This is a genomic window from Pseudaminobacter soli (ex Zhang et al. 2022) (assembly GCF_014595955.1).
Lineage (GTDB): Bacteria > Pseudomonadota > Alphaproteobacteria > Rhizobiales > Rhizobiaceae > Kumtagia > Kumtagia pseudosoli.
In genome coordinates this window covers 553,111-573,552 of sequence record NZ_JABVCF010000001.1, presented here as the reverse complement: position 1 = coordinate 573,552, position 20,442 = coordinate 553,111, and the positions used below count along the sequence as shown (strand labels likewise).

Genomic DNA, 20,442 nt, shown 5'->3' with positions numbered 1-20,442 from the left:
GCCTTCGTCCTATGCTGCCGCGCAACGAAGCTGGAGCCGCCGCGTTTCGATGGGTTCGCTTCAGCGGGAATGTCGAATGATCAGGCGAGATGAGTTCGAGGACAGTGTTGCGGCGATCGCGCCGCCGCTGGAGCGCAACATTCGAAGCCTTATGAGCCGGCGCGCACGCGAACGCATGGAAGCGGGTTTCGTCGACAGGGCTGCAGCAGCCATCGCTGCCTTCGCCGGCAGCATGTGGTCGGTTCTGGTCCACGCGATCGTCTTCTCGGCATGGATCCTGATCAACATCGGGCTGCTGCCCATCGTCCGATCGTGGGACCCGTCGCTCGTGGTGCTCGCAATGATCGCATCGGTGGAGGCGATCTTTCTGACGACCTTCGTCCTTATGAATCAGAACCGTATCGCCAAGCTCGATGACGAGCGCGCCGAGATGACGCTGCAGATCAGCCTGCTGGCCGAATACGAGATGACCAAGATGGCGGAAGTCGTTTCGGCCATCGCCCGGCACCTGAATGTCGCGCCGAAGGAAAGGTCGGAACTGGACAATCTCACCAATGAGGTGGAACCAGAGAAGGTGCTCGAGGCGATCCGGGAGACGAGGCCGGACTGATCCAACGAAAGGATCGGATCATCGCGCCGAAAGGAACGGAGGCGCGCGCTCTTCGTTCTGCGCACGACATTTCGACGGGAACTGAATGATCAAGCCGTCGCGGAGACCCCTCGAGTAACCCTATGCGGGAGAGCACGATGTCCGAAGCAATGAAGACGACCGATCACGACGAAATCCGCAAATGGGCCGAGAAGCGCGGTGGCCGGCCAGCCGTGGTTCGAACCAAGGGCGAGGGCGGCATCCTGCGTTTCGACTTCGGCGACAAGGACGAGGCCCTGGAAGAGATCGACTGGGACGAGTTTTTTCGGATTTTCGACGAGAACCACCTAGCCTTCCTCCATCAGGACAAGACGGAGGACGGAAAGACAAGCCGCTTCAATAAGTTCGTGGAACGCGACGGCAACGGACGCGACCGGAAACGATGAGTTCTAGGCCACGCTCAAACTAGGCCGGAATGTCCTCTGGCAAATCGCATCGAGCGCGATGCAAATCCGCAGTTCGTGCGGAGTGGGAAAGGTCGAAGAACAGCGCCGAGCCGAGGGTGGTCACCGGCGGCGAAGCAGCCTTGGTGCACCCCTTCTGGCAGATTCCAGTTCACAATATTGTGCATCAACAAGGGAACCGTGATTTCCCCTGGGGCGTTGATGGGGGTCCGCTCTCCAGGTCACCAGGAGCATCCCCTTGCAAGATCGCGATACCAACCTGGAACCTGCCGGGAAAGACGACCCTGCGATAGTCGATCTCATTCCGGCGCTCCGGGCATTCGCGCGAACTTTCTGTCGCAACCAGGCCGATGCAGATGATCTCGTCCAGGAGACGCTCGCAAAGGGCATAGCGAACATCGACAAATACGAGCCGGGAACGCGCATGAAGTCCTGGCTCTTCACCATCATGCGCAACACCTACAACACCCGCATCAAGGTGGCGGTACGCGAGGCGCCGGGCCTTCTTGACTGCGCCTCTGCTCGCCCGATCGCTGAAGCGACGCAGGAGTGGTCCGTGCAGGGCCGGGAAGTCGCCGAGGCAGTGGAGCGTCTGCCCGAGCATCAGCGCGAGGTTCTGATGCTGATCGGGGTGCTGGGCGTCAGCTACGAAGAGACCGCCGAGATCTGCGGTTGTGCGGTCGGAACGGTCAAGAGCCGCCTCAACAGGGCGCGCGCGGGCGTCCTCGAAGCGCTTGGCGAGACCTCGTCGCGTTCTCTTGTCGAAAAGCGCAACCGCTTTTCCGATGGCCATCTTCTGGAGGAATCCGCACGGCGTCGATAGCCCCGCTCAGGCGAAGAAAAATTTTTGATCCCGGTTGGAACCCGACTGCGCCTGGTGCGTTGTCGGCCATTGCGTGTTTTGCGCAACTGTCACGGGGGGTGACAAGAAAAGTTTCGTTTTAGACCCCCGTATTTGCCGGTGCTGCGATCCCATCGCAGTTATTGAGGGGTGTACTGTGGACGTCGAAATGCCTCGGCCGCGGCTGGATGGCCGTCAGATTCTGGTCGCGCTGCGTGCCTTCAGGCGAGGGGATTTCTCGGTCCGCATCGCGAACGAGTTCGACGGGATCGACGGAGAGATCGCCGATACATTCAACGAAATCGTCGAGATCAACGAGGAACTCTCCCGCGAGTTCGACCGCCTCTGCAAGGTCGTCGGCAAGGAGGGGCGCATTAGCGAGCGAGCCCGGGTGCGCAACGCCACCGGCGCCTGGAGTTCCAGCATCCGTTCGGTGAACGAACTGATCGAGGACATGGTCCAGCCGACCGCAGAGGTTGCCCGCGTCATCGGTGCGGTGGCCAAGGGCGACCTCTCGCAGACCATGATGGTCGAGATCGATGGGCGTCCGCTTCGCGGCGAGTTCCTGCGCATCGGCGAAATCGTCAACACGATGGTCGGGCAACTCGCCTCCTTCGCGTCGGAAGTGACGCGCGTGGCGCGCGAAGTCGGTACCGAGGGCAAGCTCGGCGGCCAGGCGCGGGTGAAGGGCGTCGCAGGCACGTGGAAGGACCTGACCGACAACGTCAACGCGATGGCGACGAACCTGACCGGCCAGGTCCGCAACATTGCGGAAGTCACCACGGCGGTCGCGTCGGGCGACCTGTCGAAGAAGATCACCGTCGACGTGAAAGGCGAAATCCTGGAGCTCAAGAATACTATCAATACGATGGTGGACCAGCTCAACTCCTTCGCTTCGGAAGTGACGCGCGTGGCGCGCGAGGTCGGCACCGAAGGCAAGCTCGGCGGTCAGGCGCGCGTGGAAGGCGTCGGTGGCACCTGGAAGGACCTGACCGACAACGTCAACCTGATGGCCGAAAATCTTACGGGCCAGGTTCGCAACATCGCCGAGGTCACTACGGCGGTGGCGCTGGGCGACCTTTCCAAGAAGATCACGGTCGACGTGAAGGGCGAGATCCTGGAGCTCAAGAACACCATCAACACGATGGTGGACCAGTTGAACTCCTTCGCCTCGGAGGTGACGCGCGTGGCGCGCGAGGTCGGCACCGAGGGCAAGCTCGGTGGTCAGGCGCAGGTGCGCGGCGTCGCCGGCACCTGGAAGGACCTCACCGACAACGTGAACTCGATGGCCGAGAACCTCACCGGCCAAGTGCGCAACATCGCCGAAGTGACGACCGCCGTGGCCTCGGGCGACCTGTCGAAGAAGATCTCCGCCGTTGCCCAGGGCGAAATTCTGGAACTCAAGGACACCATCAACACGATGGTGGACCAGCTCAACTCCTTCGCCTCGGAGGTGACGCGCGTGGCGCGCGAGGTCGGCACCGAAGGCAAGCTCGGCGGCCAGGCCGAGGTGAAGGGCGTTGGCGGAACCTGGAAGGATCTTACCGACAACGTCAATCTCATGGCGGCCAATCTCACGGGCCAGGTGCGAAACATCGCCGACGTGACCACCGCCGTGGCGCGCGGGGACCTGTCGAAGAAGATCACCGTCGACGTTAAGGGCGAGATCCTGGAACTGAAGGACACCATCAACACGATGGTGGATCAGCTGAACTCATTCGCCTCGGAGGTCACCCGCGTCGCCCGCGAGGTGGGCTCCGAAGGCAAGCTCGGCGGCCAGGCGCATGTGGAAGGCGTGGCGGGCACCTGGAAGGACCTGACCGACAACGTGAACTCCATGGCCGAAAACCTCACCGGCCAGGTGCGAAACATCGCCGAGGTGACCACCGCGGTGGCCTCCGGCGACCTGTCTAAGAAGATCACCGCCGTCGCCAAGGGCGAAATCCTTGAGCTCAAGAACACTATCAATACGATGGTGGACCAGTTGAACTCATTCGCGTCCGAAGTGAGCAGGGTTGCGCGCGAGGTCGGTACGGACGGCAAGCTGGGTGGCCAGGCGCGCGTGGAAGGCGTCGGCGGTACCTGGAAGGACCTGACGGACAACGTCAACGCCATGGCCGCTAACCTCACAGGCCAGGTGCGCAACATTGCCGAGGTCACGACCGCCGTGGCCTCGGGCGACCTGTCGAAGAAGATCACCGTCGACGTGCGCGGCGAGATCCTGGAGTTGAAGGACACCATCAACACCATGGTGGACCAGCTCAACTCGTTCGCCTCTGAGGTGACGCGCGTTGCCCGCGAAGTGGGAACAGAAGGCAAACTCGGAGGCCAGGCGCAGGTGCGTGGGGTCGCCGGCACCTGGAAGGACCTCACCGACAACGTGAACTCGATGGCCGAGAACCTGACCGGCCAGGTCCGCAACATCGCGGACGTGACGACAGCCGTGGCGCGCGGCGACCTGTCGAAGAAGATCACCGTCGACGTGAAGGGCGAAATCCTCGAGCTGAAATCCACCATCAACACCATGGTGGACCAGCTCAACTCCTTCGCTGGCGAGGTGACGCGCGTCGCTCGCGAGGTGGGTACGGAGGGCAAGCTGGGCGGTCAGGCGCGCGTGGAAGGTGTCGCGGGCATCTGGAAGGACCTCACCGACAACGTCAACCTGATGGGGACCAACCTGACCAACCAGGTCCGCGGCATCGCCGACGTGGTGACGGCGGTCGCGCAAGGCAACCTGAAGCGCAAGCTTACGGTCGACGCCAAGGGCGAGATCGCGCTTCTGGCCGACACCATCAACGGCATGATCGAGACTCTGGCGATCTTCGCCGACCAGGTGACGAACGTGGCGCGCGAGGTCGGCATCGAGGGCAAACTCGGCGGCCAGGCGCGCGTGCCGGGTGCGGCGGGTCTCTGGCGCGACCTCACCGACAACGTCAACCAACTCGCCGCGAACCTCACCACCCAGGTGCGCGCGATCGCCGAGGTCTCGACCGCGGTGACGAAAGGCGACCTGACGCGGTCGATCTCGGTGGAGGCGTCCGGAGAGGTCGCGGCCCTCAAGGACAACATCAACGAGATGATCCGAAACCTGAAGGATCAGACGCTGAAGAATGCCGAGCAGGACTGGCTGAAGACCAATCTTGCCCGCTTCTCGCGCATGCTGCAGGGCGAGCGCGACCTGGCGACCGTGTCACGCCTGATCATGTCCGAACTGGCGCCGCTGGTGAACGCGCAATACGGCGTGTTCTACGTCACCAATCGCGACGAGGACGACACCTATCTCGAGCTTGCCGCCTCCTACGGGGCGGAGAGTCGCTCGGTCCTCCAGCAACGGCTGGACCTGCGCGAGGGCCTCGTCGGACAGTGCGCGGCCGACAAGCGGGCGATCGTGCTGAACGAGGTGCCGGCCGGGTTCCTGCGCATCTCCTCCGGCTTGGGCGATGTTGCGCCCGCCGACGTGATAATCCTGCCAGCCCTGTTCGAGGACGACGTCAAGGCAGTGATCGAACTCGCCTCGTTCAGCAACTTCAGCGATACCCACAAGTCCTTCCTCGACCAACTCATGGAGTCGGTCGGTATCGTCCTGAACACCATCGCCGCGACGATGCGTACCGAAGGCCTGCTGAAGCAGTCGCAGTTGCTCACCGCCGAACTGCAGTCCCGCCAGAGCGAGCTCACCACCAAGCAGGAGGAACTGCACGCCACCAATGAGGAACTGCAGGAAAAGGCGCAGCTTCTTGAGAACGAGAAGAAGCAGGTCGAGAACAAGAACCTCGAGATCGAGATGGCGCGCCGGGCTCTGGAGGAGAAGGCCGAGCAGTTGGCGCTCACCTCGAAGTACAAGTCCGAGTTCCTCGCCAATATGAGTCACGAGCTGCGCACGCCGCTCAACTCGCTGCTCATCCTGTCGAACCTTCTGGCAACCAACCAGCAGGGCAATCTCAACGAGAAGCAGGTCGAGTTCGCCCGCACGATCAATTCTGCCGGCACCGATCTTCTCAGCCTGATCAACGACATCCTCGACCTGTCGAAGATCGAATCCGGCACGGTGTCGATCGAGCCGACGGACGTGCCGTTGGCCCACCTGCGGCAGCACATGGATCGCACCTTCCGGCAGCTCGCGGCCGACAAGGGTCTCGGCTTCACCATCAAGGTCGATCCCGGCCTGCCTGAATCCATCCGTACCGACGAGAAGCGGTTGCAGCAGGTCGTGCTCAATCTTCTCTCCAACGCGTTCAAGTTCACCTCCGAAGGCGAGGTGGTGCTCGAGTTCCGGCTCGAGGAAAGTGGGCCGACGCTGGGCCCTGTGAAAGGGCGGGCACTGTCGATAAACGTCATCGATACCGGCATCGGCATTCCCGAGGACAAGCAGAAGCTGATCTTCGAGGCCTTCCAGCAGGCGGACGGAACGACCAGCCGCAAATATGGCGGAACGGGCCTCGGCCTTTCGATCAGCCGCGAGATCGCACGCCTGCTCGGCGGCGAGTTGCGCGTCGAAAGCGCACCGGGCAATGGATCGACCTTCACCCTCCTCATACCGTTGGAGGGGCCCAGGGCCGCTCTTGCCGCCGCCTCGAACGTCGGAATGCCGGCCAAGGGGCAGGGGGCCGCGGCAGGCGCGATCGCCGGCAAGGCGGATGGGGAGCTTCAGGACGACCGCGACTCGATCCAGCCGAGCGATCACGTCGTGCTGATCGTGGAGGACGACCCGACATTTGGCGGGCTGCTGCTGGGCCTCGCGCGCGCGGCGGGCCTCAAGGGCGTATTGTCGACAGCGGGAGCCGGAACACTCGCGCTGGCGCGCAAGATCGTGCCCGATGCGATCACGCTCGATCTCGGCCTCTCCGACATCGACGGCTGGGTGCTGCTCGACCTTCTCGGCAACGATCCCAAGACCGCGGGCATCCCGGTCCATGTGATTTCGGGTTCGGACGATGCCACTCAGCTTCTCGAGCGCGGCGCAGCCAGCGTGCTAAATAAGCCGGCGTCATCTGACGATCTCGGCAAGCTGTTCGGCAGCATACAGAGCGGCAAGCAGCGCGAGCAGCGCAGGGTGCTGGTGGCGGATCCCGATCCAGACCGCCGGCTGGCGCTGGTGGAAGTCATCCGGGACGGGATCACGGCAGTGGATTCCGTGCCGCGGCTGGCCGCCAATGCGGAAGAGATGAGCGGCTATGACGCGGTCGTGCTCGGCTTCGGCCGGTCGGCCAAGGAGAATTCGGAGTTCATCGACGACCTGTCCGGGCGCCTCGACGATATTGTGCATCGGCTGGTGTTCTACACGCCCCATGCGGAGGCGCTGGAGCAGAGCGTCGCACTCAATCCGGCACTGGCCGACATTCCGCGCGCCGAGAATCCCACTCAGTTGGCGCTTCTGCTTCCATCGGTCCTGCCCGGCGGTGACCCCGAACGTCCGCACAAGGACCCGGAGTGGAAGGGCCGGAATGCCAGCCTGCAGGCCGCCAAGGTGCTGATCGTCGACGACGACATCCGCAACATCTATTCGCTGACCAGCGTGCTCGAGACGCAGGGCATGGAAGTCCACCATGCCGAGCGCGGCGCGGAGGGCATCGCCTTGCTGGAGCGGATGCCGGATATCGACGTGGTGCTCATGGACATCATGATGCCGGAAATGGACGGCTACGAGGCCATCCGGCTGATCAGGGAGAAGCCGGCGATCGCACATGTGCCCGTTATCTCGGTCACTGCCAAGGCGATGAAGGGCGACAGGCAGAAATGCCTGGAAGCAGGCGCTTCCGATTACATCGCCAAGCCAGTCGACCTCGATCTGCTGCTCGCTCTGCTGCGCGTCTGGGTCGGTCGGGCGAGAGCCGGGGCCAAGGCTCGGGGACGAGGGGCGGCGTAGAATTTCTTCGCCTGTTTTGATCGGAAATTTGTGCAGGGGATTGTGAGAACACGCATTCCGAAATCATATGGCCTTCCTTCTTCGGCGCCGGTTCCGACCAGCGGCGCCCGCATCCTCGCCGTCGACGACGACGACCGGAACCTCACCGCGATCTGCGAGGTGCTGGGCGACACCGGCGAGATCGTCTGCGCAAAATCCGGCGAGGAAGCGCTTCGCTGGCTGCTCAAGGAGGAGTTCGCCGTCATTCTGCTCGACGTGCTCATGCCGGGCATGGACGGGTACGAAACCGCCGCGCTGATCAGGCAGCGCGAGCAGTCGCGGCGCACCCCCATCATCTTCCTGACCGCGATCAACAAGGAACAGGCGCATATGCTGCGCGGCTATGATGCCGGCGCGGTGGATTTCGTGTTCAAGCCGTTCGATCCATTCATCTTGAGATCGAAGGTCAGGGTCTTCGTCGATCTCTTCGATAAGACCCAGGAAATCCAGAGACGCGCCGCAGCCGAGCAGAACCTGCTGCAGGCTGCGCTCGATGCGAATGCGGAGAAGCTGGAGGCGGAACGCTCCCTTCGCAGGTCCGAGCAGCGTCAGGAGGCTATCCTGCGTTCTCTCCCGATCTGCTTCCATGCACGATCGGCGACACCGCCCTACGCAGCGCATTTCGTCAGTGCGGCCGCCGAGCGCCTTACCGGATTTCCGACCGAGCGCTTCACCTCCGATCCCGAGTTCGGGCTGAGCCGCGTTCATCCGGAGGATCTTCCGGCGGTGAAGCAGGCCCTTGTCTCGACCCTGGAGCGGGGCTCCTATGCCACCGAGTTCCGCTGGCTCTGCGCCGACGACACATACCGCGTGTTTCTCGACGAGGGGGTGATTGCAAGGGATAGCGAGAGCGGCGAGCCGGAACTCTACGGTACCCTCACCGACATCACCGAGCGCCGGCAGTTGGAAGAGCGGCTGATGCACTCTCAGCGACTGGATGCGATCGGCAAGCTCACCGGCGGATTGGCGCATGATTTCAACAACCTTCTGGCTGCCATCCTCAGTGGGCTGGGACTGATCGGGCGCCGGGCGAAGCTCGGCGACGATGCGACGCGTATCCTGGAGATGACGCGCCGCTCGGCCACTCAGGGCGCCGATCTCGTCAACCGGATGCTCGCCTTCTCCCGACGCCAGCAGCTTCGTCCGGCCGCCGTTTCGATCGATGCGCTGGCGGACACGCTGAAGGGCCTGATCGCTCCCGTGCTGGGCGGGCTGATCGAATTCGAGTGGTCGGCCGACACTGAAGTCTGGGCTCCACATGCCGATGCGGCGCAGTTGGAACTCGCCGTCATGAACCTGATCTTCAACGCCCGCGACGCGATGCCGTCGGGCGGCAAGATCCTGGTGAAGGCCCGCAACGAGGTGGTCGAGAAGGACACCGACGACATCTCGGCCGGCGACTACGTAGTCATCGCGGTAAGCGATAGCGGCTCGGGCATACCGCCGGAAATCCTGTCAAAGGTGATAGAACCCTTCTTCACGACCAAGTCAGTGGGCAAGGGGACGGGGCTCGGCCTCAGTACGGTGTACGGTTTCGCGCGCCAGTCCAGAGGCATGCTCAAGCTCGATAGCGTCGTCGACCAGGGCACGTCGGCGGAGCTATGGCTGCCGCGCTCCGAGGAACCGGTGCCATCCGGCCCCTCGGCCGAAGACGTCCAGGATCTGCTCGAAACGGATGGTGCGCGCTCACTCTCGATCCTGCTGGTGGACGACAGCGCGAACCTGAGGGAACTCACCGCACGCTCCCTGTCCGATCGGGGGTTCTCCGTGACCACCGCGGGAGGCGGTGTAGAGGCTCTCGCCATCATCGAGAGCGACCCGCATAAGTTCGACGTCATCGTTACCGACTTTGCCATGCCGGCGGTGACGGGCCTCGACGTGGTGCGCTTCGCCCGCAAGCTCCGGTCCGATTGTCCCGCCATCATCATCACCGGCTACGCCGACGCTGCCGCAGTCGATGGACGTCCGGAGGACGTGCCCCTGCTGGTGAAACCGTTCAGCGAGACTGAGTTGATCCAGAGGATTGTCGCGGCCGGGAAGTCGGAGGCCTAGAGCATGATCCCGAAAAGCTGCGGATTTTTCGGACAAGATCATGCGCCAAGAACAAAAACTTGGAGCGAGATGACGACTCGACGAGAATTCATCTCGCTCTGGTAGCTTTGGGACCTGCCTATTTCTCACGCGGCTCGGTCAGCGTAGCTCCGGCAATTCGATGACGTCCGGCGCGGCGTTCCATCACCGCCTCTGCCAATGTCCGGGCGGCGTTGCGGACCTCCTCTTGCACGGCCTGGTCCGCATCGAGTTCATCATGGCTGGTGGCGTAGGGCTTCCAGTAGCCGATGTAGCGATCGAGTTCGGCGCTGGGTCCGGCGGGCGCAAGTTTCATGTATCTCAGCCAATCCGAGACCGAGCGCCGGACGTTCTCGGCGCCCTCTACATCGCCGTGGACCACGACCGAGAACAGCCGCCCGGCGAGATGGCGGGGATAGTCCCAGCCGTCGAGTTCGATCTGCTTGGCCTTTTCGGCATCTTTACCCTGGGTGAGTGTCGGGTCGGGATTGCCGCCGTCGGCGCAGACCATGCGGTCCATCATCAGCTTGAGCGGCGAGGTCACCTGGTACCAGTTGACCGGGGTTAAGATCATGATGCCGTGGGCCGCCACCCACATAGGATAGATGTCGTTCATCCAGTCCTGGGTTTGGCCCAGCGAGTAATTGGGATAGCAGGAGCACGGCCAGTGACAGAGCGGCGCGGCCGTCGAGAAGCACGCCTTACAGGGATGGATTTTCCGCCCGTACTCGGAGGCAAGGCGGGAGAGATCGAGAACTGCCGTCTCGAGCCCCATCTCGGACGCGATCGTGCTGCGGGCAATCTCCGTCAGCCGAAAGCTCTTCGACATCTCGCCGGGACAGGTGTGCTCGCTGCGCGAAGAGCAGTTGATGATCAGGATCTGCGGCGCCTTGGTCTCGTCGGCGTGGCGTGACTGCGCGATCAGCAGCGCCTCGCGCGCAGCGAGCCAGTCGACCGACAGGTCGTAATCCGGATCGGCGAAATCCGGTCCGGCCTTGCGTGTGACCGGGCTCTTCCGAGACTGGGAGTACGCATCCCAGGCTACGTCGGCGATCCTCTCGATCTCCTCGCCGAGCGCGCGGAAGGCAGGATCGGAGAATTGTTCCCGGTAGCGGCGCTTGAATTCGATCTCGTCCAGTCTCGGACTGGGCGTGCCCTTGCGCGGCTCGGGCGCGGGGCGGGCGGATGTGCCGTTCGAACTGGCCATATTCCCTCCTGAAAACAGGGCAAACGCGTCCATCGCCTAGTTGTTTCTTTTCTCTCGAGCGAGCAACTGCCGGAACCTGCGTTATCAGGCGCGGTTATTGGCAGGTCTGTTCCGCGGAGTTGCCGTCGGATTGAGGGATTGGGGCGGGTTCGATTGCGTCAACCACGGACCGCAACGCTTATTAATGGGGTGAGATTTGGTCCCATCGACAATTCGGAACGAGTCGATCAGTCCGAACTTCGTTCACCTCTGCGTGGACATGCAGCGCCTCTATGCCGAGGGAACGGAGTGGTCTCTGCCGTGGATGTCGCGCGTGCTGCCGCAGATCGTCCGGCTTTGCGAGCGGGCACCTGATCACACCACATTCACCCGATTTATTCCCGCGCAGAGGCCAGGTCAGGGGCACGGCACCTGGAGGCGCTACTATGAGCGCTGGGCTTCCATGACCATCGAAGCCGTCGGCATGGACATGGTCGAACTCGTGCCGGAACTCGCCCGCTTCGTTCCTCCGGCGGATGTAGTGGACAAGCCGGTCTATTCGCCCTGGCTGGGCTCGAGCCTCCATGCCCGCCTTCGCGCGCGGGGGTGCGACACGCTCGTCATCACCGGCGGCGAGACCGACATGTGCGTGCTGTCCTCGGTGCTCGGAGCCGCCGATTACGGCTTCCGCACGATCATCGTCAGCGATGCGCTCTGCAGCGCTTCCGACGAGGCCCACGATGCGATGCTGATGCTGTTCTCCTCCCGTTACGGCCAGCATCTCGAGACGGCGACTTTGGAAGAGGTGCTGGAACTGATGCCGCGCTGAGGCCGAAGGAACAAAGCTCGATCGGGACAGTTCAGCCTGTTCAATCGGAACTCCTTCAGGCCGCCGACCGCAGGCATGCCCATCTTGAGAGCACGCGCAAGACCAACAGGAGCGGCGGAGAAGGGCGGTGCGCTGACGCTGGCGTCGAGGCGAGCCCGCAATAATGGTTCGCAGAGCGGGCGGCGCCTTTGCGTTGCGTTTCTGACGGTAACGTCCGTTCCGGCTCTGGGCCAGGCCTCCGCGCTCGATCCTGCCGGCGCCGAGGCATCGTCGATCGCCACCCTGTTCTGGGCGATGGTCGTGGGCGGTGCGCTCCTCTGGCTCTTCGTGGTCTCGCTCATGCTCTACGGCATAAGGCGCAGGCGCCGGGTGCATGACGAATGGACGGCAGGCCGGCTGATCTTCTGGGCCGGCGCGGTCTTTCCGGTCGTCACTCTCTTCCTGCTCCTGGGCTATGCGCTCTGGCTGATGCCTCAACTGAGGCCCTGGGCGCCAGCTCAGGCCGCCGCAACGCTTCGTATCGAGGTCGAAGGCCGCCAGTTCTGGTGGCGCGCCGTCTATCACCGGCCCGGCGACCAGCCAGTCGTCACCGCGAACGAGATCCGTCTGCCGGTGGGGGAGCGTGTCGAGTTCACGCTGACCAGCAGCGACGTCATTCATTCCTTCTGGATCCCGCCGCTCGGCGGCAAGATGGACATGATCCCCGGCCGGACGAACCGGCTGTCGATCTTGGCTACCAAGCCCGGTACGTTCCGCGGCCCTTGCGCAGAATTCTGCGGAGCGTCCCACGCCCTAATGGCCTTCTCGGCGATAAGCATGGAGCCCGAGGCGTTCCGCTCCTGGCTTGCGGCGGAAGCCGGGCCGGCGCGGCCACAGCCGTCCGACGGTGCCCGTCTCTTCGTCGAGAACGGCTGCGGCGCGTGCCACACGATCCGCGGCACCGCAGCCAGCGGTGAAGTCGGCCCCGATCTCACCCATGTCGGGTCCCGCCTCATGATCGGCGCCGGCACCCTGCCCAATACGGAGGAGGCGATCGCCCGCTTCATCGCCGAGCCCGATGTCGTCAAGCCGGGTTCCACCATGCCGCCCTTCCGCATGCTGCCCGAGACCGAGATCCGCGCCATGGCCGCCTACCTGAAGGCGCTGCAGTGATGATCGTCGGCAACGACTTCTCGCTAAGGGAACGGCGGGCGCAGGAGAAAAGGCTGCGCGCCGTGTGGGCCAACCCGTCCGGCTGGCGCTATTGGACCTCCGTCAACAACTTCCAGGTGGGCCTCTGGTACGCCTCCGCCGCGTTCGCCTTCATGCTGTTCGCCGGGTTGCTGGCGCTGATCATGCGGGCGCAACTCGCCGTTCCGGAGAACGACCTAATCTCGGCCGGCTTCTACAACCAAGCCTTCACCCTGCACGGCACGGTGATGATGTTCCTGTTCGCTGTGCCGATCTTCGAAGCGGTCGCGATCTTCCTGCTGCCGCCGATGCTCGGCGCCCGGGAATTGCCGTTTCCGAGACTGGGCGCCTTCGGCTTCTGGAGCTTCTTCCTAGGCGGGGTTTTTGTCTGCGGCTCGATCCTATTCGATTCGGCTCCAACCAGCGGATGGTTCATGTATCCGCCGCTCGCCACGAAGGAGCCGGGGTACGGTGCCGACATATGGCTGCTCGGGCTCTCCTTCATCGAGGTGGCCTCCATTGCCGCCGCAGTCGAGATCATCGTCGGCATCATGAAATGTCGCGCGCCCGGCATGCGCATCAACCTGATGCCGCTCTTCGCCTGGTATCTGCTCGTCGTGGCCGGAATGATCCTGTTCGCCTTCCCGCCGCTCATTGCCGGGGACATCCTGTTCGAGATGGAGCGGATGTTCGACTGGCCGTTCTTCGATGCTTCCCGTGGCGGCGACCCGATCCTGTGGCAGCACCTCTTCTGGATCTTCGGACACCCGGAAGTCTACATCATCTTCCTGCCGGCAATCGCACTCATGGCGATGATCGTGCCGACCTTCGCGCAGCGGCCGATTGTCGGCTATCCCTGGATAGTGCTCGCCGCGGTCGGGACCGGCTTCATCTCCTTCGGCCTGTGGGTGCACCACATGTTCGCCACCGGCCTTCCGCAGATCTCGCTCGCCTTCTTCTCCGCCGCCTCGGAGGCAGTGGCGATCCCGACCGGCGTCCAGATATTCGTGTTCATTGCGACGATGCTGGCGGGCCGCGTCATCTTCTCGGTGCCGATGCTGTTCGGCATCGGTGGCATCGCCGTCTTCGTTATCGGCGGTCTCACCGGCGTGATGGTGGCGCTGGCGCCGTTCGACTGGCAGGCACACGACAGCTATTTCATCGTCGCCCACCTGCATTACGTGCTGATCGGCGGCATGCTGTTCCCGATCGTGGCCGGCATCTACTACTATTACCCGCTGATCGACTCGAAGCGGCTTTCGAACCGGCTGGGCAAGATTGCGTTCTGGCTGATGTTTGCAGGCTTCAACGTCGCCTTTTTCCCGATGCATCTCACCGGCCTGCGCGGCATGCCGCGCCGGGTCTTCACCTATCCGGCCGGAATCGGATGGGACTGGCTGAACCTGGTTTCCACCATCGGCGCCTACGTCTTTGCCGCCAGCGTGCTGGTGGTGGTCTACGACGTGCTGCGGCCCAAGCACAGGCAGCCAGGAGGCGAGATCAATCCCTGGAATGCCGGAACGCTCGAATGGATATCGGAGCCAGAGGAGAACTGGGGCGTGCGCTCGATTCCCATTGTCGAGAGCCGCTATCCGCTTTGGGACCAGAAGGATCTCGTTCGCCGCATCAACGAAGGAGACTTCTACCTCCCCGACGCCGAGGAGGGCAAACGGGAGGGGCTGGTCACCTCGGTCCTGGACGCAAGACCGCTGCAGGTGCTGCGAGTCGGCGGAACGTCATACGTCACGATCGTTTCGGCAGCGAGCCTCGGTATGGTCTTCGTCGCACTCACCTTCCACTGGTGGTGGACGGCTCTGGTCTTCGGCGTGGCGGCTTTTGCATCGATCCTCTACTGGCTGTGGACCGGGACCTCGGAAATTCCCGAGAAGCCGCAGAAGGATGTCGGCCTGGGGCTCACACTTCCGATCTATGCGTCGGGCCCGAACTCGGTGGGCTGGTGGGCCATGTTCATCACCATGGTCGGCGACGGCACTGCATTCGCCAGCCTCGTCTTCGGTTACTTCTTCTACTGGACGATTCATGGGGATTTCACGGGCGGACTGGCCGGCCCTGGCGCATTCTGGCCACTGTTGTCGCTGGCCTTCTTCGCGGCGGCATGGGGCGCCACGGTCGCTGCGCGTGCACTGAACCAGGGCAATCGCACCGACCTCGCGCGGGCATCTCTGGCTGCAGGATGCATCCTGACGATTGCCGGCTCGCTGGCCGCGTTTCTCGGCCCCTGGTCGCATACGATGGAGCCCACCGCCCACGTCTATGCGGCGATCGTCTGGATCCTGGTGATCTGGCTGCTCTGCCATGCCGCCGTCGGCGCCGTGATGCAGCTCTACTGCCTGGCCCGCAGCTTCGCCGGCCGCATGACCGCCGAATATGACGGCGACATCCGCAACGTTGAACTCTACTGGCATTTCCTCGTTCTCACGGCGGTCGTGACGCTTCTGGTCATCGGCCTGTTTCCGAAGGTTCTGTGAGGCGGCGATGAGTCTGATCCCGCGGCAGATCGAGACCTTTTGGACGCTTTTCACCGCACCGGTGGTGTGGGCGGTGCATTTCCTGGTCTGCTATGTCGGCGCCGCTATCTATTGCGCGAAGCAGCACGAACTCGGATTCGGCTTCGGCGTCGTACGTATCGGCATAGGAGCCGCGACGTTTGCAGCGCTCGCCATCATCCTGCTGGCGGCTTGGCTTTCCTGGCGCCAGTGGGGGTTCGGCGCCTACGCCCCGCCGCACGATGAGCCCACGCGGCTCGACCGCAACCTGCTCCAGGGGTTTTCCACGCTGCTTTTGTCGGGCCTCAGCTTCGTGGCGGTGATCTATGTGGCCATGCCGGCGCTGTTCGTGACGGAGTGCCTGAGGTGAGTGCGTACGCAGCGTTCAAGGCGTGGCTTGCCCGCTCCTCGGCGAGACCCGCAGTGACGATCCGCTGGCGCCATGTCGTCGGCTTCTTCGTCGTGCTGCCGATCTTGGCCGTCCTAGGCGCCTGGTCGGGGCTGTACAATGTCGCGGCCTCGACCGGGCATTGGAAGATCACCGACTGGTTCCTGCATTTCGCAATGCGCTCCTCGGTCCGGACCTACGCACTCGGGGTGGCGGAGCCCGCCACGCTTCCGGATGCCGGCGTGCAGCCTGCCGCGGGCCATTTCGCCATCGCCTGCGCGGTCTGCCACGGGGCGCCGGGCGAGCCTCGCACTCAGGCCATGCTGCGGATGCTGCCATATCCGCCAGACCTCGCATCGGTGGTCGACACCTGGACCGACGCGCAGCTCTTCCGCATCGTCAAGCATGGCGTCCGCTTCACGGGCATGCCCGCATGGCCGGCGCAGGATCGCGACGACGAGGTCTGGGACATGGTCGCCTTCCTTCGCAGGCTGCCCTCCCTTGGCCCCGGGGAATATCGTGAGTTGGCCTACGGTCCTGGTCAATCCAAGGAGTTCATGGTTTCGATCGAGGACCGGATCGCCGACTGTTCGAGGTGCCACGGCAAGGACGGCCTTGGCCGAAGCGCCCTGGTTCCTGTGATCGCCGGCCAGTCGGAGGCATATCTGCTGGAAAGTCTCCGCGCCTATGTCCGGAGGACCCGTCCGGGCGGCATCATGTCGGTGGCGGCCAACGGATTGAGTGATGAAGTGGTCGGTTCGCTTGCAAGGCACTATGCCGGCCTGCCCGGGCTTTCGCGAGTACCGCGCAGCGGTTCGGGAGAAGTGGCCAGGATCAACATGGAAGAGGGGGAGCGGATCGCCGTCCAGGGCGACTCGAGCCGGAGCATCCCCGCCTGCCTTGGCTGCCACGGCCAGGATCGGCGGCCGCAATACCCGCGACTGTTTGGCCAGCGCGCCGACTACATCGAGGAGCAACTGCGGCTCTTTCGGGAGCGCAAGCGTACTGGGACGCCCTTCAGCCACCTGATGTGGAATGCCGCGCATCGCCTCACCGATGCGGACATCGCCGCGGTTGCTGCCTACCTCGCGAGCGAAGGCGGAGCCAAGTGATCCTCGGCTCCCCCTTTCTCAAAGTCAGTTAGTCGATCTGGAAAGGACTAATCCGGTCGCATCGGGATCAGGGCTGGCGATTCTCCCGGTTGTCCTCGTCGTCCTGACGTTGCTTGCGGTGCTCGCTCTCCTGGCTTTCGCCGCGCAGCATGTTGCGGTCGTCGGGGTCGACCAGATCACGCTGGTCGGCTCTGAGGTTTGCGCCCTTACGCCTGGCCTCCCGCTGCTCGGGGGTCATCTTCAGATCCGCTTCGGCGTCGAAATCGTCGCCCGCATTCTTAGTATTCACCCGCTTTTCGATGATCGCGATCTGCTGATCATGCGTCGCGTTCCCGTGCGGGCGTGCGGTCTTGCTGTGCTCTTCAGTCCTGTGGCCGGCCATGGCAGCCTCCGCTCGTCTCTCGGCTTCTATTTGTTTGTGCGTCCGCGCTGGTTCGGATCGACGCCGCCACCGGTCGTGGTGTCGTTCTCGACGTCGCCGCGGAACGTGTTGTCGCCGTCCTCGATCTTGAGATCGCCGGCACGGATCGTGCCTTTGGAGGCACCGATTCCGGGATCCTGCCTGAGGTCCTTGTCGCTGGGCGTTCTGGTTTTCGCATGCTTGTTGTCGCTCATTGCGGCCTCCACTCTTGTCTGAGGGCAATCGCGCCATGCTCGAAAGGTTCCGGTTTTTCGGTCGCTGGAGTGCCGGAACCAATCCGAGCCGCTCCCGTTCGCCCTGCGACAAGGAAAGCAAGGCGGAGGCACTCTTCAATGGATATTCTTTGGATCGTACTGGTTGCCGGCGGACCGATCGTGCTGGGCGCAGCGATGGCCTATGCGCTGCTCACGCGCAGGCGGCTTCGCGGCAGCGAACGCAATGCACAGCGCGCCGCCACCGAGCGGCTCTATCGCGAACAGTCTCCCGGCCCACGAACCTGAGACTGCTGTTCAACTGGCTGGCTTCGGTTTCGGGCTCCCGGGTACCGTCGTGGAGGTGACCGACACCGGATCGCTGGCCGGGAAGGTATCCTCCAAGCCCTCCACCAGTTGCTCCTCCAGGGTCTCCGGATCTTCCGCCCGACCGGGTGTCCTGCGACGTTTGAACTCTTTGTGCGCCACGGCGCCCTCCAGAAGAAGCTCCAACTCGCTCAGTTTGGCACCCTCCACGGCGAAGGCCTTTGAAGGAAGGGCGCCCGGGTCCTCCTGATGATTCTGCACATCGAGCAGTTTGTCCAGTTCCGACAGCAATTTCGATGCCCCGGGGTATCCCAGCATGCGCTGCACCAGGACGCGGAGCACGTCTCGTTGGGCGATCAGACGGCCTTCGATCTCTTCGTTGGTGAGGTCAGACATCTAGCTTCCTTCGGTATGGCAGGGCAGGGCGGGGGGCGATTGTAGCGAGGCGGTCCCGACTACTTCGGCACTGCCGTCTGCGGCTCGATTTCGTCCGGACGGATGACGGGCGTCTTGCCTTGGTCCGGGGCGGGAGTCGCCATTTGATCGCCAACCGGCGGCGGACGCAGCACGCCGTTGCAGGGGTCGAGCTTGCTGGACAGGGTCTCGCTGTCGCTGCTTTGCTGCTCCCCTTGATTTGCCTTTGCCTCCGGTGCCGCCTGGGTCCCCGGGTTCTGCCCCGGTCTGGCAAGGCAGTCTTGAGGGTGGCGCGCGGCATCCGCGGCTTGCGCGAATGCTGGCGCGCTCGCCGCCAGCGCGAAGAAGAGGGTGGTCACGCAGAGTGCTTTCATGGTTGCCTCCCTGAGGCTCTCCTTGGGGGAAAGCCCCAGTGCGGCATACGGTTCCCGACCCTGCATCCGAAACAGAGGGAGCAACGAGCCGACCTCGTGCGATCAGCCTCACAGTTGCACCCGACGTGATTCTTCACCATTTTAGGGCCATCGTCATTCCGCGGGCCTTGAACCCGCCGCGAGTGGAGCAACAGATGGGACGTTTCGAGGTCATCAGACTAAGCGATAGAGCCGCCGACCGCGTTCGCGAGATCGTCGGGGCGCGCGACAATGCTAGGGGCATCCGGCTCGGCATCAAGAAGGGCGGCTGCGCCGGCATGGAGTACACGGTCGAGCTCGTCACCGAGCCTAATCCGAAGGACGACCATGTGGAGAAGGATGGCGCGCATGTCTATGTCGCGCCCGAGGCCGCGCTGTTCCTGCTCGGGACCGAAATGGATTTTGAAGCAACGACGCTGCGTACCGGTTTTACCTTCCGCAACCCCAACCAGAGCTCGGCCTGTGGCTGCGGCGAGTCGGTTGAGCTGAAGCCTGCTGATTTGAAGGCTCTGGCCGAGGCCCGCGCTGCGGCGGGCGTGTGACGGCGGAGGCGGGTGCTCATGGAGCCGCGCGTTTCGATCATCACCATAGGCGTGATCGATCTGGACCGGGCCATCGCGTTCTACACGGCGATGGGCCTCGAGCCCGGGATGGTGGTGCCGGACGATGTGGCCTTCTTCCAGATGGGCGGCCTACTGCTCGCGCTCTGGCCCCGCGCCAAACTGGCGGAGGACGCTGGCATACAGGATAGCAAACCCGGCTTTTCCGGCGTCGCGCTCGCCTACAACACCCGCTCGGAGAGCGAAGTCGGCGAGATGCTGGAGCGAGCCGAGCAGGCCGGGGGCCGCATCGTGAAGCCGGCGCAGCGCGCGTTCTGGGGCGGTTGGTACGGCTATTTCGCCGATACGGAGGGCAACCTCTGGGAGATCGCGCACAATCCGGGCTTTCCCCTCGATGCGGAAGGGCGTATCTCGCTGCCCGCATGAACCACGACTCCTATACCAACGAATACATCGCGGAGATCCTCAACTCCGTGAAGGCGGTGGCGATAGTCGGTGCCTCGGCCAACGACGTGCGGCCGAGCTACTTCGTCGCCAAATACCTGATCGATAAGGGGTTCACCGTCTTCCCGATCAATCCCGGCCAAGCCGGCAAGGAAATCCTCGGCCGCATGACCTATGCGAAGCTCTCGGACGTGCCGGAGCCGATCGACATGGTCGACATCTTTCGCGCCTCCAGCGCCGTGCCGCCGATCGTGGACGAGGTGCTGAAGCTGAAGCCGCTGCCGAAAGTGATCTGGATGCAGCTCACGGTGCGCAACGACGACGCTGCTGCGAAGGCCGAGGCCGCCGGCGTAAAAGTGGTCATGAACCGCTGCCCGAAGATCGAGTACGGCAGGCTCTCTGGCGAGATTGGCTGGAACGGCGTGAACAGCCGGGTGCTGTCCTCCAAGAAGCCCATAATGCGACAGGGCTTCCAGAGCTTTGGCGTGCGGGTAAGATAGCTGGAGAAGAACGTTCCATCTTAGCCCGTGAAATTGGCTCTGCCGGCTCCCCGGACCTAACCGGTTGGAAAAGTTGTTCTTTGCTTTCGGCGCAGCGTACCGTCAAGAATG

The 20,442-nt window shown here is 63.5% G+C and carries 19 protein-coding genes; 14 read left to right on the top strand and 5 right to left on the bottom strand.

Going from position 1 to position 20,442, the window contains the following annotated elements; translation table 11 throughout:
- Positions 1-76 precede the first annotated feature (76 nt).
- The 5 genes from HUI96_RS02740 to HUI96_RS30020 all read left to right on the top strand — a co-directional run bounded on the left by HUI96_RS02740 (position 77) and on the right by HUI96_RS30020 (position 9,851).
- Positions 77-610, top strand: a complete 534-nt coding sequence (locus HUI96_RS02740) for a DUF1003 domain-containing protein (RefSeq protein ID WP_188253060.1) — start codon at positions 77-79, stop codon at positions 608-610.
- A 137-nt stretch (positions 611-747) separates the two neighbouring features.
- Complete coding sequence (locus HUI96_RS02735; protein WP_188253059.1) at positions 748-1,035, top strand: hypothetical protein; 288 nt, start codon at positions 748-750, stop codon at positions 1,033-1,035.
- Between the two features lie 256 nt (positions 1,036-1,291).
- Entirely contained in the window at positions 1,292-1,876 is a 585-nt protein-coding gene (locus HUI96_RS02730; protein WP_237683912.1) for a sigma-70 family RNA polymerase sigma factor, read from the top strand.
- Positions 1,877-2,063: 187 nt separating this feature from the next.
- Complete coding sequence (locus tag HUI96_RS02725; RefSeq protein ID WP_188253058.1) at positions 2,064-7,760, top strand: HAMP domain-containing protein; 5,697 nt, start codon at positions 2,064-2,066, stop codon at positions 7,758-7,760.
- 42 nt (positions 7,761-7,802) lie between these two features.
- A complete protein-coding gene (locus tag HUI96_RS30020) occupies positions 7,803-9,851 on the top strand; it encodes a response regulator (protein ID WP_337917879.1) in 2,049 nt (682 codons plus the stop codon).
- A gap of 118 nt (positions 9,852-9,969) precedes the next feature.
- Here the strand turns inward: HUI96_RS30020 and HUI96_RS02715 are convergent, their stop codons facing one another.
- Complete coding sequence (locus tag HUI96_RS02715) at positions 9,970-11,076, bottom strand: flavodoxin family protein (RefSeq protein ID WP_188253057.1); 1,107 nt, start codon at positions 11,074-11,076, stop codon at positions 9,970-9,972.
- Between the two features lie 196 nt (positions 11,077-11,272).
- On the opposite strand from HUI96_RS02715, the gene HUI96_RS02710 reads away from it, so the two are divergent.
- The 5 genes from HUI96_RS02710 to HUI96_RS02690 all read left to right on the top strand — a co-directional run bounded on the left by HUI96_RS02710 (position 11,273) and on the right by HUI96_RS02690 (position 17,061).
- Entirely contained in the window at positions 11,273-11,884 is a 612-nt protein-coding gene (locus HUI96_RS02710; RefSeq protein ID WP_237683911.1) for a cysteine hydrolase family protein, read from the top strand.
- An 84-nt stretch (positions 11,885-11,968) separates the two neighbouring features.
- Positions 11,969-13,036: a cytochrome c oxidase subunit II gene (gene coxB / locus HUI96_RS02705; protein WP_273032319.1), complete on the top strand. Its 1,068-nt coding sequence runs from the start codon at positions 11,969-11,971 to the stop codon at positions 13,034-13,036.
- Positions 13,036-15,543 (top strand): cytochrome c oxidase subunit I, encoded by a 2,508-nt coding sequence (ctaD, locus tag HUI96_RS02700; RefSeq protein WP_188253054.1) that lies wholly within the window; start codon positions 13,036-13,038, stop codon positions 15,541-15,543. The genes coxB and ctaD overlap by 1 nt, the downstream gene beginning before the upstream one ends.
- A gap of 7 nt (positions 15,544-15,550) precedes the next feature.
- Positions 15,551-15,931, top strand: coding sequence for a hypothetical protein (locus HUI96_RS02695; protein WP_188253053.1), 381 nt, complete (start codon positions 15,551-15,553; stop codon positions 15,929-15,931).
- Positions 15,928-17,061, top strand: a complete 1,134-nt coding sequence (locus tag HUI96_RS02690) for a c-type cytochrome (RefSeq protein WP_337917878.1) — start codon at positions 15,928-15,930, stop codon at positions 17,059-17,061. Before HUI96_RS02695 ends, HUI96_RS02690 begins: the two co-directional genes overlap by 4 nt.
- Positions 17,062-17,128: 67 nt before the next feature.
- Here HUI96_RS02690 and HUI96_RS02685 read toward each other — a convergent pair whose 3' ends face one another.
- Both HUI96_RS02685 and HUI96_RS02680 read right to left on the bottom strand, forming a co-directional pair.
- The gene (locus HUI96_RS02685; protein WP_188253052.1) at positions 17,129-17,443 is read right to left on the bottom strand and encodes a hypothetical protein; all 315 of its coding nucleotides are present in this window, start codon (positions 17,441-17,443) and stop codon (positions 17,129-17,131) included.
- A 26-nt stretch (positions 17,444-17,469) separates the two neighbouring features.
- Complete coding sequence (locus tag HUI96_RS02680) at positions 17,470-17,676, bottom strand: hypothetical protein (RefSeq protein WP_188253051.1); 207 nt, start codon at positions 17,674-17,676, stop codon at positions 17,470-17,472.
- Between the two features lie 138 nt (positions 17,677-17,814).
- Between HUI96_RS02680 and HUI96_RS02675 the strand changes: the two genes are divergently transcribed.
- The gene (locus HUI96_RS02675) at positions 17,815-17,982 is read left to right on the top strand and encodes a hypothetical protein (protein ID WP_188253050.1); all 168 of its coding nucleotides are present in this window, start codon (positions 17,815-17,817) and stop codon (positions 17,980-17,982) included.
- Positions 17,983-17,991: 9 nt separating this feature from the next.
- Here the strand turns inward: HUI96_RS02675 and HUI96_RS29265 are convergent, their stop codons facing one another.
- Both HUI96_RS29265 and HUI96_RS02665 read right to left on the bottom strand, forming a co-directional pair.
- Positions 17,992-18,396, bottom strand: coding sequence for a hypothetical protein (locus HUI96_RS29265; protein WP_237683946.1), 405 nt, complete (start codon positions 18,394-18,396; stop codon positions 17,992-17,994).
- Positions 18,397-18,455: 59 nt separating this feature from the next.
- Positions 18,456-18,788, bottom strand: coding sequence for a hypothetical protein (locus HUI96_RS02665; RefSeq protein WP_188253049.1), 333 nt, complete (start codon positions 18,786-18,788; stop codon positions 18,456-18,458).
- Between the two features lie 194 nt (positions 18,789-18,982).
- Between HUI96_RS02665 and sufA the strand changes: the two genes are divergently transcribed.
- The 3 genes from sufA to HUI96_RS02650 are packed head-to-tail and all read left to right on the top strand — an operon-like array spanning position 18,983 to position 20,331.
- A complete protein-coding gene (sufA, locus tag HUI96_RS02660) occupies positions 18,983-19,369 on the top strand; it encodes a Fe-S cluster assembly scaffold SufA (RefSeq protein WP_188253048.1) in 387 nt (128 codons plus the stop codon).
- Between the two features lie 18 nt (positions 19,370-19,387).
- The gene (locus tag HUI96_RS02655; protein ID WP_188253047.1) at positions 19,388-19,813 is read left to right on the top strand and encodes a VOC family protein; all 426 of its coding nucleotides are present in this window, start codon (positions 19,388-19,390) and stop codon (positions 19,811-19,813) included.
- A complete protein-coding gene (locus HUI96_RS02650; RefSeq protein WP_188253046.1) occupies positions 19,810-20,331 on the top strand; it encodes a CoA-binding protein in 522 nt (173 codons plus the stop codon). The genes HUI96_RS02655 and HUI96_RS02650 overlap by 4 nt, the downstream gene beginning before the upstream one ends.
- Positions 20,332-20,442: the final 111 nt, after the last annotated feature.

Coding starts and splice junctions, on each gene's coding strand:
- HUI96_RS02740 (WP_188253060.1), top strand. CDS start 77: ATGATCAGGCGAGATGAGTTCGAGGACAGTGTTGCGGCGATCGCGCCG.
- HUI96_RS02735 (WP_188253059.1), top strand. CDS start 748: ATGTCCGAAGCAATGAAGACGACCGATCACGACGAAATCCGCAAATGG.
- HUI96_RS02725 (WP_188253058.1), top strand. CDS start 2,064: ATGCCTCGGCCGCGGCTGGATGGCCGTCAGATTCTGGTCGCGCTGCGT.
- HUI96_RS02715 (WP_188253057.1), bottom strand. CDS start 11,076: ATGGCCAGTTCGAACGGCACATCCGCCCGCCCCGCGCCCGAGCCGCGC.
- ctaD (WP_188253054.1), top strand. CDS start 13,036: ATGATCGTCGGCAACGACTTCTCGCTAAGGGAACGGCGGGCGCAGGAG.
- HUI96_RS02695 (WP_188253053.1), top strand. CDS start 15,551: ATGAGTCTGATCCCGCGGCAGATCGAGACCTTTTGGACGCTTTTCACC.
- HUI96_RS02685 (WP_188253052.1), bottom strand. CDS start 17,443: ATGGCCGGCCACAGGACTGAAGAGCACAGCAAGACCGCACGCCCGCAC.
- HUI96_RS02680 (WP_188253051.1), bottom strand. CDS start 17,676: ATGAGCGACAACAAGCATGCGAAAACCAGAACGCCCAGCGACAAGGAC.
- HUI96_RS02675 (WP_188253050.1), top strand. CDS start 17,815: ATGGATATTCTTTGGATCGTACTGGTTGCCGGCGGACCGATCGTGCTG.
- HUI96_RS29265 (WP_237683946.1), bottom strand. CDS start 18,396: ATGTCTGACCTCACCAACGAAGAGATCGAAGGCCGTCTGATCGCCCAA.
- HUI96_RS02665 (WP_188253049.1), bottom strand. CDS start 18,788: ATGAAAGCACTCTGCGTGACCACCCTCTTCTTCGCGCTGGCGGCGAGC.
- sufA (WP_188253048.1), top strand. CDS start 18,983: ATGGGACGTTTCGAGGTCATCAGACTAAGCGATAGAGCCGCCGACCGC.
- HUI96_RS02655 (WP_188253047.1), top strand. CDS start 19,388: ATGGAGCCGCGCGTTTCGATCATCACCATAGGCGTGATCGATCTGGAC.
- HUI96_RS02650 (WP_188253046.1), top strand. CDS start 19,810: ATGAACCACGACTCCTATACCAACGAATACATCGCGGAGATCCTCAAC.